Annotated in this window: 10 protein-coding genes and 1 pseudogene; 6 read left to right on the plus strand and 5 right to left on the minus strand. The window is 61.6% G+C overall.

The features are described 5' to 3' along the window. Window positions 1-3: 3 nt before the first annotated feature. Together ACNKW1_RS01965 and ACNKW1_RS01970 are read right to left on the minus strand one after the other, a co-directional pair. On the minus strand, window positions 4-1431 hold the full coding sequence (locus ACNKW1_RS01965; protein ID WP_418362915.1) for a hypothetical protein: 1428 nt from the start codon (window positions 1429-1431) through the stop codon (window positions 4-6). Window positions 1432-1433: 2 nt separating this feature from the next. Beyond that, window positions 1434-3914, minus strand: a complete 2481-nt coding sequence (locus tag ACNKW1_RS01970) for a hypothetical protein (protein WP_418362916.1) — start codon at window positions 3912-3914, stop codon at window positions 1434-1436. Between the two features lie 206 nt (window positions 3915-4120). Here ACNKW1_RS01970 and ACNKW1_RS01975 point away from each other — a divergent pair, with 206 nt between their 5' ends. After that, on the plus strand, window positions 4121-4681 hold the full coding sequence (locus ACNKW1_RS01975) for a Uma2 family endonuclease (RefSeq protein ID WP_418362917.1): 561 nt from the start codon (window positions 4121-4123) through the stop codon (window positions 4679-4681). Window positions 4682-4964: 283 nt separating this feature from the next. Here ACNKW1_RS01975 and ACNKW1_RS01980 read toward each other — a convergent pair whose 3' ends face one another. The 3 genes and pseudogenes from ACNKW1_RS01980 to cysD form a co-directional block, all read right to left on the minus strand. After that, window positions 4965-5201 (minus strand): ribbon-helix-helix domain-containing protein, encoded by a 237-nt coding sequence (locus ACNKW1_RS01980; protein ID WP_418362918.1) that lies wholly within the window; start codon window positions 5199-5201, stop codon window positions 4965-4967. Window positions 5202-5228: 27 nt separating this feature from the next. Beyond that, window positions 5229-7109, minus strand: a complete 1881-nt coding sequence (cysN, locus tag ACNKW1_RS01985) for a sulfate adenylyltransferase subunit CysN (RefSeq protein WP_418362919.1) — start codon at window positions 7107-7109, stop codon at window positions 5229-5231. Further along, window positions 7109-8020: pseudogene (gene cysD, locus ACNKW1_RS01990) on the minus strand (sulfate adenylyltransferase subunit CysD); the annotation flags it as partial. The gene cysN and the pseudogene cysD, both read right to left, overlap by 1 nt. A 374-nt stretch (window positions 8021-8394) precedes the next feature. On the opposite strand from cysD, the gene ACNKW1_RS01995 reads away from it, so the two are divergent. From ACNKW1_RS01995 to ACNKW1_RS02015, 5 genes are all read left to right on the plus strand, one after another. Beyond that, window positions 8395-9879 carry a flagellin gene (locus tag ACNKW1_RS01995; RefSeq protein ID WP_418362920.1) on the plus strand — a complete coding sequence of 495 codons (1485 nt, stop codon included), beginning with the start codon at window positions 8395-8397 and terminating at the stop codon, window positions 9877-9879. Between the two features lie 239 nt (window positions 9880-10118). Further along, window positions 10119-11123 carry a hypothetical protein gene (locus ACNKW1_RS02000; protein WP_418362921.1) on the plus strand — a complete coding sequence of 335 codons (1005 nt, stop codon included), beginning with the start codon at window positions 10119-10121 and terminating at the stop codon, window positions 11121-11123. Then, complete coding sequence (locus ACNKW1_RS02005) at window positions 11123-11830, plus strand: class I SAM-dependent methyltransferase (RefSeq protein WP_418362922.1); 708 nt, start codon at window positions 11123-11125, stop codon at window positions 11828-11830. The genes ACNKW1_RS02000 and ACNKW1_RS02005 overlap by 1 nt, the downstream gene beginning before the upstream one ends. A gap of 7 nt (window positions 11831-11837) precedes the next feature. Continuing rightward, on the plus strand, window positions 11838-13070 hold the full coding sequence (locus ACNKW1_RS02010) for an aminotransferase class I/II-fold pyridoxal phosphate-dependent enzyme (protein WP_418362923.1): 1233 nt from the start codon (window positions 11838-11840) through the stop codon (window positions 13068-13070). Further along, window positions 13067-14269 carry an aminotransferase class I/II-fold pyridoxal phosphate-dependent enzyme gene (locus ACNKW1_RS02015; protein ID WP_418362924.1) on the plus strand — a complete coding sequence of 401 codons (1203 nt, stop codon included), beginning with the start codon at window positions 13067-13069 and terminating at the stop codon, window positions 14267-14269. Before ACNKW1_RS02010 ends, ACNKW1_RS02015 begins: the two co-directional genes overlap by 4 nt. The last annotated feature ends 9 nt before the right edge of the window (window positions 14270-14278 follow it).

Genomic DNA, 14278 nt, shown 5'->3' on the forward strand with positions numbered 1-14278 from the left:
TACCTAGGGCTTGGCTGCCCGAGCCGCTGCATCCTTGGCTGCTCGGGCCGCGTTGGCCTTGGCCGCCCGAGCCGCGACCGCCTCTTCGATGGCGGTCGTCACCTTCCTTTCGCCCGCAGCGACAACCTCCGCAGCGCAGCCCGTCCAGATGGCGGGATCAGAAGGCAGCGGGAACCGCAGGCAACCATAACCCTCCACGATGCAAGGCTCCCCCGGACGCTGACAAACATAGCGTTTGTCATAGCTCCCCCAGGTATCGGGATGATAGAAACGGGACGTCTGGGGGCTGCCCCACCCCGCCTTCGCGCACAGACAGTTCAGGAAGGCTTTCGGAGGCTGCACCCCCAGCACCTCCAGGACCTGTTTGAGCCGATCATGATCAAGGCCGAGAATCGGATTCAGCGGGGATGCCTTTCCTGCCATAGCGGGCAGCAAGGGTTTGCCCGTCTGCTCGCATTCGCCGCGAACGACATGAGTGACATATTTCTTCAATGTCGCCTGCTCAACCTGCAGCCTCGCAATGTCCTTCAGCGCGCGTGCCACCTTCCCGGTGTGTTCGGCGATCACCTTGTTCTGCGCATCCTGGTAGCGTTGCAGTTCCTCGCCCCACGCACGGACGAACACGTTCTTTGCATTCGCCAGCTTGGCAACGAAGGCGGGCTCTTCGAGTCGGAATCTGTTTCCACCCGCCTCTCGCCGGATCGCATCGACGGCATCCGCGTGGCGTTTCTCGATGTCAAGACGGGCCTGACCATGGCTCAGATCAACCCGCATCATCTGATCGTCGAGCCCCTCCTTCGCAGCCTCGATCTCGGCCAACAAGCTGGCGCTCAAGTCCACGCGCGCCTTGTGCTGCGCCTGGAGATCGGTATCGGTCCATTTCTTGTCGCTTGCCTCGCGCCAGGCCTTGTAGGCCCAAACGCCGCTCTCGCTTTCGACCGTGCCTACGAAGTGGCGCTTCATGATGTGCCAGCTGTCCACGGCGTCGGTCAGGGTTCCAATCGGGCCGAAGTGATCATCCACCTTGAACAGGTAATCCAGCAGCGATGTCGACACCCCTACGCCGTCGGGCAGTATCCATTCGGCGGCAATCTCGAGCGCCATGACGCCCGGGTTTTCAATCTTCTCGAGGGCCGCCTCGACGCTCGTCTCCGCGCGACGCGAGTCAAGATAAAGAGCGGTCTCCAAGGCAGAAAGACAGGGATCCTTGACGGTCTTCAGCCGAGTCGCCACCTCCTGGAGCGTCTCTGCACTATAGGCCCACGGGTCGGCGACCTTCGGCATGGCATAGCCCTTCTCGCGCGCCTCCCGCAGTTGGGCGGCGACCGTATCACGCAGCGCATGCAGATCCTGCGCCCAGCCCTGCCCCACCACCAGCACCAGGCCGAACGCCACCAGGGTGCTTGCCACGACACCGCGAAACTTCTGCATGCTCACTTCTCCTGCGCGTCGATGAGGACGTCGAGGTACGCCTCTGGATCGAAGTCCTGCAGATCCACCAGTTCCATCCTTTCAAGGGCCGTCATCCCGTCAGGTGTCACCCACTGCGCATCCACCTGCCGCAACGCCATCCGTACCGGCCCGTTGCCGGCATCCGAGCGCGACTGGATGGCCATGGAGAGCTCGGCCCCTTTGGCGATGCCGATGAATCCGGTGCCGCGCATCGTGGTCACGCCCGGCAGATCTGCCACCACCGAGCCGGGCGACAGGTCGATGGTCAGCATGCCGTCCCATCGCGCCATCACCTCGGCCGGAATCCGGCGGCTCCAGTAGGCGTAGTAGTCACGGGTCAGCGTCAGCACATAGCTGCCCGCGTCACGGCCCTCGGCGGTGCGGACCAGGGAGAGGGCGAGCAGGCTTCCCTTCTGCATGTCCGCGACCCGGTGGGGGGACAGCATCACCTGCGCGCCATCGGTCGCTGCAGGATCGAAGCGAAGGACCAGGCGGTAGGGTGTGCGCAGAATTCGCTGGTCCAGACGGGCGACCGGCGCGGGCGACAGGATGCCCGCCCGCCCGCCAGAGAAGCCACGCTCGACCGCCACCGTCAGCCCTTTTTCCGGATCCAGATGTCCGAATTTGGCGAAATCGACGCCCGCAAGGCCGAACGGCTCCCAGGGTGCGCCCGCATCGGGGAACAGACGGGTGACCGGCAGCGGCTCGACACCGGGCGCAGGCAGTGGCTGCGCAGGCTTCTGACCCGGCGTCCGGGTCATCGAGATGCGTTTCAGCACCATCGACACGGGATGCGCCCGGTCATCGGCGAGCGCGAGGATGAAGAGCCGCAGCCCCTGCCCGGTCCGGGCATCGCCCCACGGTGCAAGATCGGTCGGAAAACCCTCGGCGATCACACGAACGCCCTGCGGCGTCAGTTCCAGTTCGACGACCGCGGGCATGGCCGCCGGCGTCGCGTCGAGGCGCGCCTCCTCGCGGTCAAGCCAGCGCGAGGCGCGAATCACGCCGTCCGGCGCACGCACCCAGTCGAGCACGAAACGCGGCGGGTTCGGGCCGCCGTCCGAGAGGCTGTGCGGCGTTGCCAGCCCCAAGCGGAAGCCGCGGGTCTCGGCGGCGTCAAACTCGAAGCGCAAGCGCACGCTGGCCCCCGGGCCGAAGCGGTCGAGCCACACCACGGGTTCCGGGGCGTAGATCCCGAGCAGGTTCTTGCCGTCGCCTTTCTCCGATGCGACCCGCAGCCCATCCCGGATGCTTAGCTTCTCCGGCGCAATCCCGCCTCGCGGCAGCCCGTGACGCTGAAAATGCGGCGCCATCGTGCGTCCGTCGAACAACGTGACCGTCAGCGGCACATCCTCCAGCAGCACACCCGGATCGTTCGGCACAAAACGCACCGTGTCCAGCCTCACCGTCCGCAGATCGAGACGTGCAGGCGCACGTGCGTCGGGCGAACTGGCCGAGACCTGCAAGTGAAGATCCGTCGCGACCGGCGCATTCGCCATCCGGCCTTCGATGAGGACGCGACCCTCCCCGTTGCCGACCAGGATCAGTCCGTCCGGCCGAAGCTCCAGCGTCAGCCCGGCGAGAACACCCGGATCGTCCAGCTTCAGCCGGGTCTGCACCTGTCGCTGCACCGCGAGCACCAGATGCGGCGCGCCATCGGCCGTCTGCTCCACCGCAAGCCAGATCTCGTGCACGGACCAATCCCACTTGCCCAACTGATCGCCAGGCACCAGCGCGAACACCACGTTGCGCACGGTCTCCACGTCGAAGTCGAAGCCGAGCCGCACGACCTGATCGCCACCCGCTTGCGGCAGCTTCACGACCGGCGCGGCCGTCTTCAGCCCGGTCGTCATCGCCCCAGAAGGCGACGCCACAGCCACGCGCAAGGCCCCACCCTCCATGCGCGCGAAGGCATCGAAGTCTCCACCGCGGACGGCATGGGGCTGCCAGGCCTCGGTCATCTCGCCCTTGAAGAGCGGTTCGGCCTGCACGCTGGCAGGCGCGAGCGCGGCAGCGGCCGGACTGGCTCCTGCTCCTGCGCCTGCCCCTGCCTCCTCCTGCACCTGCTGCAGAATCACTAGCGCCTCTTCGAGTGCCGCACGCTGCCGCGCATCGAGCACGAGGGCGGGATCTTCGAGCATGCGGGCGAGAGCTTCCGGCGTGGCCCCGAGCACATCGACACCGCCCGCCCCCAGGCCGGACAACGAGGCCAGCAAACGGGTGGGGATGCGTCCGAAGGCCGCCACCGCGCGCACCGTGAGCTTGCCACTGCGCACCAGTGCCTCCAGCGAAGCGTCGCCGGCCTGCGTGCCGGCTGGATTCGCGCCCACGCTGCCCACCCCGACCGCCTCCTCGGCGAAGGCTGCAGGCCCCGCCATGAAGACGGCCAGCAAACAGGCAGAGAGCAAGCGCACAAGCGGGCGCAGATCGATCTTTCTGGGTACTTCGAGTGTGTCGGACAAGACTCTCACCTCGCTGTCCGCAGTCGCTGCGTACGGATGTCGGGCAGGAACAATGCGCTTTCGCCGTAATCATGGATCGGAACTGTGTTTCGCGCCGTGGCCTGCTTCACGGATGGCGCCCCAGATGACCCCGGATGGCCCGAGCGTTCGGCCGCACGGGCCGGACTATAATCCCTGCAGGACTTCACCGCCCGGACGAGGAGACCATGGCCCTGCCCCACCCCGTACCCCGCTTCACTGCCGACGACTACCTGCGCTGGGAAGCCGAGCAGCCCAAGAAGCATGAATACGTGCGCGGCGAGGCCTTCGCGATGGGTGGCGCCAGCCGCCGGCACGTGACGATCTCGCTCAACGTCGCCTCTGCCCTCGACGACGCCCTCGACGGCACACCCTGCCGTGCCTACATGGCCGACATGAAGGTCCAGGCGGCCGAAAACGAGGCCTACTTCTACCCCGACGTCCTCGTCACCTGCGACCCCGCCGACCACCGCGCCGACCAGTTCATGCGCGCACCCAAGCTCATCGTCGAGGTGCTCTCCCCGGCAACCGCCGCCTACGACCGCGGCGACAAATTCGCCGCCTACCGCCGCATCGCCTCGCTACAGGATTTCATCCTCATCGACCCCGACACGCGCCGCATCGAGCACTACCGGCGCACGCAAGCCAACCGCTGGGAGCTGCAGGAAATCGAACCCGAGCAGCCGCTGCAGTTGCAGAGCCTGGACGTGGAGATTGCATGGCAGAAGGTGTTCCGCAACGTCGATTGAGCGCGTTCGGGTCGGCGAAGCCACCGAAGCCGATGTCGCCGTTCGACAAACATCGCCAGTAGACAAAATGGCGCTCGTAGCGGAAGTAGAACCCCTCGACGCCGAAGTTGGCCGGAACGGGGCGCGACGCCACCCGGTGAGCTTCGATGCCCCTCGAAGGCGTCGAACAGGCCGTTGATGTAGCGGTCCGCCTGCTCAACCCCACAGCGGTCCCGCGTATAGCGATAGATTTCGTCAAGGCGATAGGACGCAGCTTCCTGGACGCGGACTTGCGCCATCGCAATCAAGCCTTGTTACGCGCGATCACGTCGCCCGCAGTCAGGCGCGTATAGGCCGACTCCGGCGCCGCGAAGGCATGGGCAAGTTCGATCCTGAGCCGCTCTTCCATCGCCTGCTCCAGACACGTCTTGTCGCGGCGGATCAGGTCGCGGGCGTACTCGCTGATGTCCTCGTAATCCCCCTGCTCGCCCACCTTCGCTGCCACGAACTCGCTGAGCGTCTCGTTCAGGCGAACCGTCATCGTCATTCCTCTGGACTGAGCCATGACCTACGACCGGTTGAGCACGGTCAGCAGTTGCTCCACACAGTCCTGCGGGCTGTGCTTGGCAGTCAACAACCGCACTTCAGGCGTCTCGGGGGGCTCATAAGGACTGTCGACGCCCGTGAAATTCTTCAACTCGCCCCTGCGCGCCTTGGCGTACAGACCCTTCACGTCACGCTCCTCGCACTCGGCAATCGGCGTATCGACAAACACTTCGATGAACTCCCCTTCCTCAAACAGCTCACGCGCCATGCGCCGCTCGCTGCGAAAGGGGGAGATGAACGCCGCCAGCACGATGATGCCCGCATCCACCATCAGCTTCGCCACCTCAGCTACCCGACGGATGTTCTCCACCCGGTCGGCTTCGGTAAAGCCCAGATCGCGATTCAAACCGTGGCGCACGTTGTCGCCATCGAGCAGATAGGTGTGTTTACCCTCCGCGTGCAGGCGCTTTTCCAGCAGGTTGGCAATCGTCGTCTTTCCAGACCCCGACAGACCGGTAAACCAGATGCACCTTGGCGTTTGATTCTTCTGCGCAGACCGGGACGCCTTGTTCAGCTCCAGCGCCTGCCAGTGGATGTTGCTGGCTCGGCGCAGCGCAAAGTCGATCATGCCAGCACCCACCGTCTCGAAGGTCCGCTTGTCGATCAGGATGAAGCTACCCAACACCCGGTTCACGCCGTACGGCTCAAACACCAGCGGCACACTGGTCGACAGATTCACCGTCCCGATCTCGTTCAGCCCCAGCGTCTTGGCGGCAAGGTGCGCACCCGTATTCACATCCTCGCGGTACTTGATCTCGGTTACGGTGGCCGTCACCTCCTTCGTCGCGAGCTTCATCAGGTAGGGCCGCCCCGGTGTCATCGCGTGCTCGTGCATCCACAGCAAACGCGCCTCGAACTGGTCGGCCACCTCGGGTGGGTTCTCAGCCGCGACCAGCACGTCACCCCGGCTGGCGTCCACCTCTTCGGTCAGGGTCAGGGCAATGGCGTCGCCACTATGACCAACTTCAACTTGGTCGAAGCCGGCAATGACGGCCTTGACCCGGGTCTGGACACCCGAAGGCAACACGCGCACCACGTCACCCGGGCGCACCTGGCCCTCAGCGACTCGACCGCAGAAACCGCGGAAGTCCAGATTCGGGCGATTGACCCACTGTACCGGCATCCGGAAGGCGTGGCGGTCACGGGTGTCACGCACGTCCACTGTGTCCAGGTAAGTCATCAGGCTCGGACCGTCGTACCAGGGGGCGTGCAAACTCTCTTGCAATACGTTGTCACCGTCCAGGCCCGAAAGCGGAATCGGTTGCACGCTGGCAAATCCCAAACCGGCGGCAAACGCCCGGTAGTCGGCAACGATGGCATCAAACGTAGCTTGGCGGAATTCCACCAAATCCATCTTATTCACTGCCAGCACTACATGGCGTATGCCCATCATCGCCGCAATGCGGCTATGGCGGCGGGTCTGCGTCAACACCCCCTTGCGCGCATCGATCAGGATCACTGCCAGGTCGGCGGTGGAGGCGCCAGTGGCCATATTCCGGGTGTACTGCTCATGGCCCGGGGTGTCAGCCACAATGAAACGGCGTCGGTCGGTGGCAAAGAAGCGGTAGGCCACGTCGATGGTGATACCTTGCTCACGCTCGGCCTGCAGACCATCCACCAGCAGCGCCAGGTCCATCCTTTCGCCTTGGGTGCCATACTTTTTCGAATCACTCTCCAAGCTGGCGAGCTGGTCATCGAAGATCGCCTTGCTCTCGAACAGCAGGCGGCCGATCAGCGTGCTCTTCCCGTCGTCCACACTGCCGCAGGTGATGAAGCGCAGCGTTTCCTTGTTACGCTGGCCATCCAGAAACGCGGCGATGTCTTGTGCCTTGAGGATGCTCATCAGAAGTAGCCCTCCTGCTTCTTCTTTTCCATGGAACCTGGCACATCCGAATCAATCAGCCGGCCTTGTCGCTCTGAACTGCGAGCGTTGAAGGTTTCGGCAATCACCGCTTCCAGCGTGTCGGCACCGCTCTCGATCGCAGCAGTCAGCGGCCAGCAGCCCAGGGTACGGAAACGCACCTTACGCATCTCGGCCTGCTCGCCCGGCGCAAAAGGAAAGCGCTCGTCGTCCACCATGATCCACTGCCCCCCGCGTTGCACCACCGGGCGCTCAGCAGCCAGGTACAAGGGCACGATGGGGATGTTTTCCTCGTGGATGTACTGCCAGATATCCAACTCCGTCCAGTTGCTGATCGGAAACACACGGATGGTCTCATCCGGTTGGATGCGGGTGTTGTAAAGGCTCCACAGCTCTGGGCGCTGCGCCTTCGGGTCCCAGCGGTGGCCTGGTGCACGAAAGCTGAACACGCGCTCCTTGGCGCGGGACTTTTCCTCGTCGCGGCGCGCCCCTCCGAATACCACGTCAAAGCCGTGGGCATCCAAGGCCTGTTTGAGGGCCTGGGTTTTCATCACATCGGTATGGTAGTTGCTGCCGTGCGAGAACGGCCCTACACCCTCTGCAAGCCCTTGCGGATTGGTGTGGGTGATCAGCTTCATCCCAGACTCCTTCACCATGCGATCGCGGTGCGCGTACATGGCGGCAAACTTCCAGCCGGTGTCCACATGCAGCAGCGGAAACGGCGGCGGACCAGGGTAGAAGGCCTTGCGGGCCAAGTGCAGCATGACCGAGCTGTCCTTGCCGACGGAGTACATCATCACCGGGTTGCGCGCAGTCGCCACTGCCTCGCGGATGATTTCTATGGATTCGGATTCGATATTCTTCATGTGCAAGCACCCGTTCATGATGGACTTTGCTGCGGACTTGCAAGAGTCGCACCCCGTAGCCTACCGCTTACATCCAAAGCTGCGTACGCAGGGCATCCACGGCCACATCCCACACCTCATCGCTTACCACCCGCACACTTCGCCCTGCGGTACAAGCGTTCAGCCACCGGCAATATCCCACGCTCAACGCGGCAAGACCGGCAAGGTTTGCCGAATTGGCACCAATAAACCGGCATTTTCCGGCCTTTGCGCGCCTCGCCGCCCCACTAGAATAGGTCTCGTCTGCTTGGCACGATATTCGCTAAGAGACTGCCAAGCACGACCACGTTCTGCCCCGGATCTGGCATTCCGACAACGCTGGCCGTACTGCAAAACGCAACGGACACCCTCGGAGATCAATCATGGCTCAAGTCATCAACACCAACGTTCAGTCGCTCAATGCGCAGCGCAACCTGAATACCTCAGCCGGCTCGCTCGCGACCTCGCTGCAGCGCCTGTCCTCGGGTCTGCGCATCAACAGCGCAAAGGACGACGCGGCGGGTCTGGCGATTTCGGAGCGCATGACTTCGCAGATCCGCGGACAGGATCAGGCGCGGCGCAACGCCAACGACGGCATCTCGCTTGCACAGACGGCTGAAGGCGCCTTGCAATCCGCGGGTGATGTGTTGCAGCGCATCCGCGAACTGGCGGTGCAGTCCTCAAACGCTACCAACTCCGCGTCCGACCGTCAGGCGCTGAATGCCGAGGTGAATCAGCTCACGGCCGAACTCGACCGCATCGCCAAAACGACCGAATTCAACGGCTCCAAGCTGCTCGACGGCACCTTCGGCACCGCAACCTTTCAAGTCGGCGCCAACGCAGGTCAGTCGATTTCAGCGACGACCGCAAACTTCTCCACCAACCAGTACGGCAACTACCGGATTGGCTCTACGGTGGCCGCGGACGCAGGCGCCAAGGGCGACCTCACCACGGGCAGCACCGCAAACGCGATCGCCTCCAACGCGGCGGCAACCAGCCGTGTCGCCGGCGGTGCAATCACCATCAGCGGCGCCACCGGTTCGGCCGCAGTCACGATCACCGCGGGAGATTCTGCGAAGAAAGCGGCTGAACTGATCAACGGTCAGACCGGCACTACTGGCGTCAAGGCCTCGGCCAAGACCGAGATCGACGTGACCGCGATGGCGGCCAACACGTCGTACAAGTTCGACCTCACCTCCGACAACTCGACTGCAGTTACCGTCTCCTTCACCTTGGGCGCTGCGGTGGATAAGGACGGCTTGGCATCCGCCGTGAATTCCTTCAACGATATCGCCTCCAAGACCGGCGTTACTGCCCGCGTCAACGATGCTGGCAATGGCATCACGCTACTGAATGCAAACGGCGAGAACATCACCATCGCGAACGCGGCGAGCGGCTCGGCGACCGCGACCGTTGGCGGCACCTCGACAGCCGCAGGAGCGACCGCAGTCGCGACAGGTCAACTGATCCTCGACTCCGAAAAATCCTTCAGCGTTGCCGCTGCGAACACGACCGATTTCTTCACTGCAACGGCAGCCGCAGGTCAGTTGCAAAAGGTCAGCGATCTGGACGTAAGTTCTGTGGATTCGGCGCAGCGCACGCTGGCAATGGTGGACTCAGCCCTCGCCGCGGTGAATGGACAGCGAGCCAAGTTCGGCGCCCTCCAGTCGCGATTCGAAACCACCATCGCTAACCTGCAGATCTCGTCTGAAAACCTGTCGGCATCGCGCTCTCGGATTCGGGATACCGATTTCGCGGCCGAGACCGCGAACCTGACCCGCGCGCAGATCCTGCAGCAGGCAGGTACGGCGATGCTATCCCAGGCCAATGCACTACCGCAGCAGGTTTTGTCGCTGCTGCAGGGTTGATCCAAGTACCTGCGCAACTTATCAAATAAGGCCCGTTCGCACGGGCCTTATTTTCATGCCGAGGGGCTTTACAATTCGACTTGACGCACAGCGCTTGCAACCCCGAATATACTCGCGATTCCCGAAATCCATCATGGATAGAAGCACGGATTTCCCAATTCTATCGAAGTTGCGGTGATTCCCAGAGCTGTATTGGAATCGCATTCACGATTGAACCCGAGATCGATTGAGTCGACAAGATGCACTCTTCTAGGAAGCGTCGTTGCGTCCTTCATATTGGGACTCCCAAGACTGGAACGACTGCACTGCAGGTTTTTTTAGCGGCGAATGCCGAAAGCTTGCGCAGCCATGGTTTCAATTACCCCGCTACAGCACGTCGTGGCGGCGGCCACCATGACTTGGCCTTTCTGTGCAGCGGTGGGTACCCCGAGTGGTCCGCCCCGAACGAACATTCGTTCGACACCCTCACACATCAACTCAAACAGGAAATTCAGGCTAGCCCGCTAGACCTTATACTGAGCAGCGAAAATTTCTATTGGTTATGTTCTGCCGAAATCGTTGCCGAACTCATCGCCGCACTGGGCATCGATCCTCGGAACACCACAATCGTCGTCTATCTACGACGACAAGAGGACATGGTCGTATCTTGGTACAACCAAGCGGTCAAGGCGCTCGGCTACGCGGGGACACTAGAGCAGCATATTGATCAAAACGCTGAGCTTTGGGACTACACTACATCCTTGGCAAAGTGGGAGTCGGCATTTGGACTTTCCAACATGCATATTCGCACCTATGCTGCCAGTACTGACATATGCCATGACTTCCTTACCTTTCTTAGTCTCCCAGACACTGGCTTTCGATTCAACGAACAGCGTTTCAACCCATCCCTGAATCGCGACCTTCTGGAATTTCAACGCTTACTCAACCAACTGCCCTTACCAACTTTCGAAAAACGACAATTTCACAAGGCGCTCATGCAACTCAGTGAGAGCGCAGCAGGCACTTCACTGTTCAACACCCTCCCGTTGCTGGATACCACAACACGGAATAGTATTTACGCTCGCTACGCCGACAGCAACCGGAACGTCGCGGAGCGTTATCTTGGCCGTAATGAACTTTTTGAGCCGACACCCCCGGATACAGATGGTGGCAGCCTCGCTCCGCCCCCCTATCCAGGCTTGACAGTAGATAAAATTGTCCCAATTTTCGGATGGTTGATTTCGAATCTCCGAAAGGAAATGTGATGAACAACGCTTCAATCGCCACAGGCGGCGAATTTTACAAGCTATTCCCAGAAAGCTGCGCCCCTGATGATTACTGGCGTCAGGTCGGCAGAACCGTGAACGGGAAACCTGTATCGGAAGCACAGATCGGGATGATTGTAGATGCGGTCAATGCTGGCCTCGAATTGGGCAAAGAAGACCGCTTGCTCGACCTATGCTGCGGCAACGGTGCGCTGACCCGTTATTTCCTATCGCGATGTCGCGGCGGCGTTGGCATCGATTTCTCACCTTCACTCATCAAGATCGCCCGGCGCGATTTCCTTCACCGCACGAGTGAATCCTACGAACTGATGGACGCGGTCGATTACGTTCAGCACACCACACACCCCGAGCGTTTCACCAAGTCACTCTGCTACGGCGCCTTTCAGTATCTACCCTCCTCTGCAGCCGCTGTCCTACTCGCAACCTTGCGACAACGATTTTCCCGCGTCACTCATTTTTACATCGGAAACCTGCCCGACAAGGCACTAATGCATCGCCACTTCGATCAGCGCTCGTACACACTCGGCATCGAGAGTCGCGCGGATTCAGTGATCGGTATCTGGCGTACAGAAAGCGAATTTGCAGACCTGGCAAACGAGCACGGCTGGAACTGCCACATTCTCCGCATGCCAGAGCAATTCTACGGTGCTGCCTATCGTTACGACGCTCTACTGACCCCGGCTTGAAGCCCTTATGACAGTCACGCGCAAACGGTCCCTCGACGAACTGGCGTTGTTCGGCGGCTCAGCACTGTTTCAGCGGCACAGATCGATCGGACAACTCGACGCACCACCGATAGAGCCGTTTCTTGCAGCGCTCAAGTCGATGACCGAGCAACGCCGCCTAACGAATGACGGCCCCTTCGTGCGCGAACTGGAAGAGGCGCTAGCCGCATACCACGGCGTTGCTCACGTCATCGCCCTGGCCAACGCCGGACTTGGGTTGATGATGCTGATGCAACTCTTTTCCGGGGGACGTCCTGGCACTGTGATCATGCCGTCGTTCGCCTTCCGAGGATTACCTCATTTCGCACGCTGGGCGGGGCAAACGCCATGCTATGCCGACGTCACGCCTGATACGCACACCCTCGAACCGGAATCGGTGGAAAGCCGTATTACGGATCGTACCCGCTCCATCCTGGCGGTGTGCAACATCAACGGCGCGGGCGACATCGACAAACTCACTGCGGTAGCGGCACGGCACGGACTACCACTCTTCTTCGATTCGGTATACGGACTTGGCAATCGCTACGGCAGCAAACGTCTGGGTGGTTTCGGCCAGGCAGAGGTCTTCAGCCTGCACGCCACCAAACTCCTCAACGGTTTCGAAGGCGGTTACATCACCACCGACGACGCTGGACTGGCGCAGTCGCTGCGGCATCAGCGCAACTTCTCTTATGGCTTGGACACCGCCAACCTCCCGCAGCATTTGCTCGGCTGCAATGCAAAGCTCAACGAGATTCACGCCGCAATGGCGCTGCATTCTTTGCAGAACATTGACGGCATCATCGATGCGAATCGGCGCCGTTTCACACTCTATCGTGAAGCACTAAGCGCGATCCCCGGCCTGAGTCTGCTTACACCTGCGGGTCCGGATGCAGAGGCCTGGAACTACTCCATGGTAATCGCTGATATCGAACCCGAGTGGCCGCTAAGCAGGGATCTCACCTGCACCCTGCTACGAGCGGAGGGAGCCTCCATAAATCCCTACTACAGTCCACCTCTGCATGTCGCAGATAATGACCCTGCTCATCTCCCGGTGACCGAATCCCTTGCGCAACGCTTCCTCCAACTCCCCGCCGGCAATCAGGTTTCGCCCGAAGATATCGCCTCAATCAGTGCGTTCCTGCAGTTCCTGCATTCGCATGGTAGAGAAATCGCCGCGCGTCATCCGGCCGACGCTCATCAGTGCGGCTCCCAATTATGAAGCACCCCGACCAATGGGCTTTGTTTGGCGGGAAACCCACCTTCGCTCAACCCCTGCATGTCGGCCAACTAAACCTGCCACAATGGGACAAGATAGAGACGACCTTCAGAGGAATATTCGAGCGCCAGTGGTACACCAATCACGGCCCGCTGGCCAGAGAGTTCGACATCGCCTTTGCCCGACATCTCGGCGTCAAACATGCAATTGCAGTTAGCAATGGCACCGTCGCCCTGATGGTCGCAGCCCGCGCACTCGGGTTCGAACAGGGAGAGGTGATCGTCCCGTCGTTTACCTTCCCCGCCACCGTGCAAGCCCTTTCCTGGGCAGGACTGACACCCGTATTCTGCGACGTTTCGGCTGCAACCCATACCCTCACCGCCGAGCAGGCCCGCCCCTTGATCACGCCTTCAACCGTCGCCATTGCAGGCGTGCACCTTTGGGGGCAACCTTGTGCCCCGGAGTCGCTGGCCGCACTCGCCGAAGAGTTCGGGCTTGCGCTGCTGTTCGATGCAGCGCATGCGGTCGGCTGCACGCACCACGGTCGCCCCCTGGGGCAATTCGGCGATTTGGCGACCTTTTCCTTTCATGCCACGAAGGTCGTCAATGCCGCAGAGGGCGGCTGCATTGCAACCGATGACGATGAACTGGCGGCGAGGGCAAGAACCATCCGCAGCTTCCATCCCGGCGAACACTACGCAGCGGTCACAGCCCGTATCAACGGCAAGATGAGCGAGGCCCAGGCTGGCCTCGCCCTTCTGAGCCTGGCCGAACTGGAGAGCAACATCACCGCCAATCGGTCCCGTCACATCATCTATCAACAACGGCTCGGGGATTTGCCGGGCATGCGACTTCTAACCCCCGAAGCGCATGACACCAGCAACCACCAGTACGTCACCGTCGTCATCGATAGCGAGCGCGCCGGACTCTCTCGCGACCAGCTTGCCCTGCTGCTCGACGCTGAAAACATCATGTGCCGACGCTATTTCGCGCCCGGAACGCACCAGCTTCCACCCTTTCGCGATCACCCAGCGTACCGGACACTCAGCTTACCGGTCACAGAACGACTGTGCCGCGATGTCATCGTTTTTCCAAACGGCGCCCCAATGACCGAAGACGACGTGGTCAAAATCTGCGATGTCGTCGAGGCCCTTTTGAGACAAGCTCACACCCTCCGTGCCAAGCTGGAGCGAACCGGATGAGACTGGGGG

The sequence above is a fragment of the Thauera sp. WH-2 genome, from assembly GCF_048321015.1.
Taxonomy (GTDB): domain Bacteria; phylum Pseudomonadota; class Gammaproteobacteria; order Burkholderiales; family Rhodocyclaceae; genus Thauera.

Coding starts and splice junctions, on each gene's coding strand:
- ACNKW1_RS02000 (WP_418362921.1), top strand. CDS start 10,119: ATGCACTCTTCTAGGAAGCGTCGTTGCGTCCTTCATATTGGGACTCCC.
- ACNKW1_RS01980 (WP_418362918.1), bottom strand. CDS start 5,201: ATGACGGTTCGCCTGAACGAGACGCTCAGCGAGTTCGTGGCAGCGAAG.
- ACNKW1_RS02015 (WP_418362924.1), top strand. CDS start 13,067: ATGAAGCACCCCGACCAATGGGCTTTGTTTGGCGGGAAACCCACCTTC.
- cysN (WP_418362919.1), bottom strand. CDS start 7,109: ATGAGCATCCTCAAGGCACAAGACATCGCCGCGTTTCTGGATGGCCAG.
- ACNKW1_RS01965 (WP_418362915.1), bottom strand. CDS start 1,431: ATGCAGAAGTTTCGCGGTGTCGTGGCAAGCACCCTGGTGGCGTTCGGC.
- ACNKW1_RS01995 (WP_418362920.1), top strand. CDS start 8,395: ATGGCTCAAGTCATCAACACCAACGTTCAGTCGCTCAATGCGCAGCGC.
- ACNKW1_RS01975 (WP_418362917.1), top strand. CDS start 4,121: ATGGCCCTGCCCCACCCCGTACCCCGCTTCACTGCCGACGACTACCTG.
- ACNKW1_RS02005 (WP_418362922.1), top strand. CDS start 11,123: ATGAACAACGCTTCAATCGCCACAGGCGGCGAATTTTACAAGCTATTC.
- ACNKW1_RS02010 (WP_418362923.1), top strand. CDS start 11,838: ATGACAGTCACGCGCAAACGGTCCCTCGACGAACTGGCGTTGTTCGGC.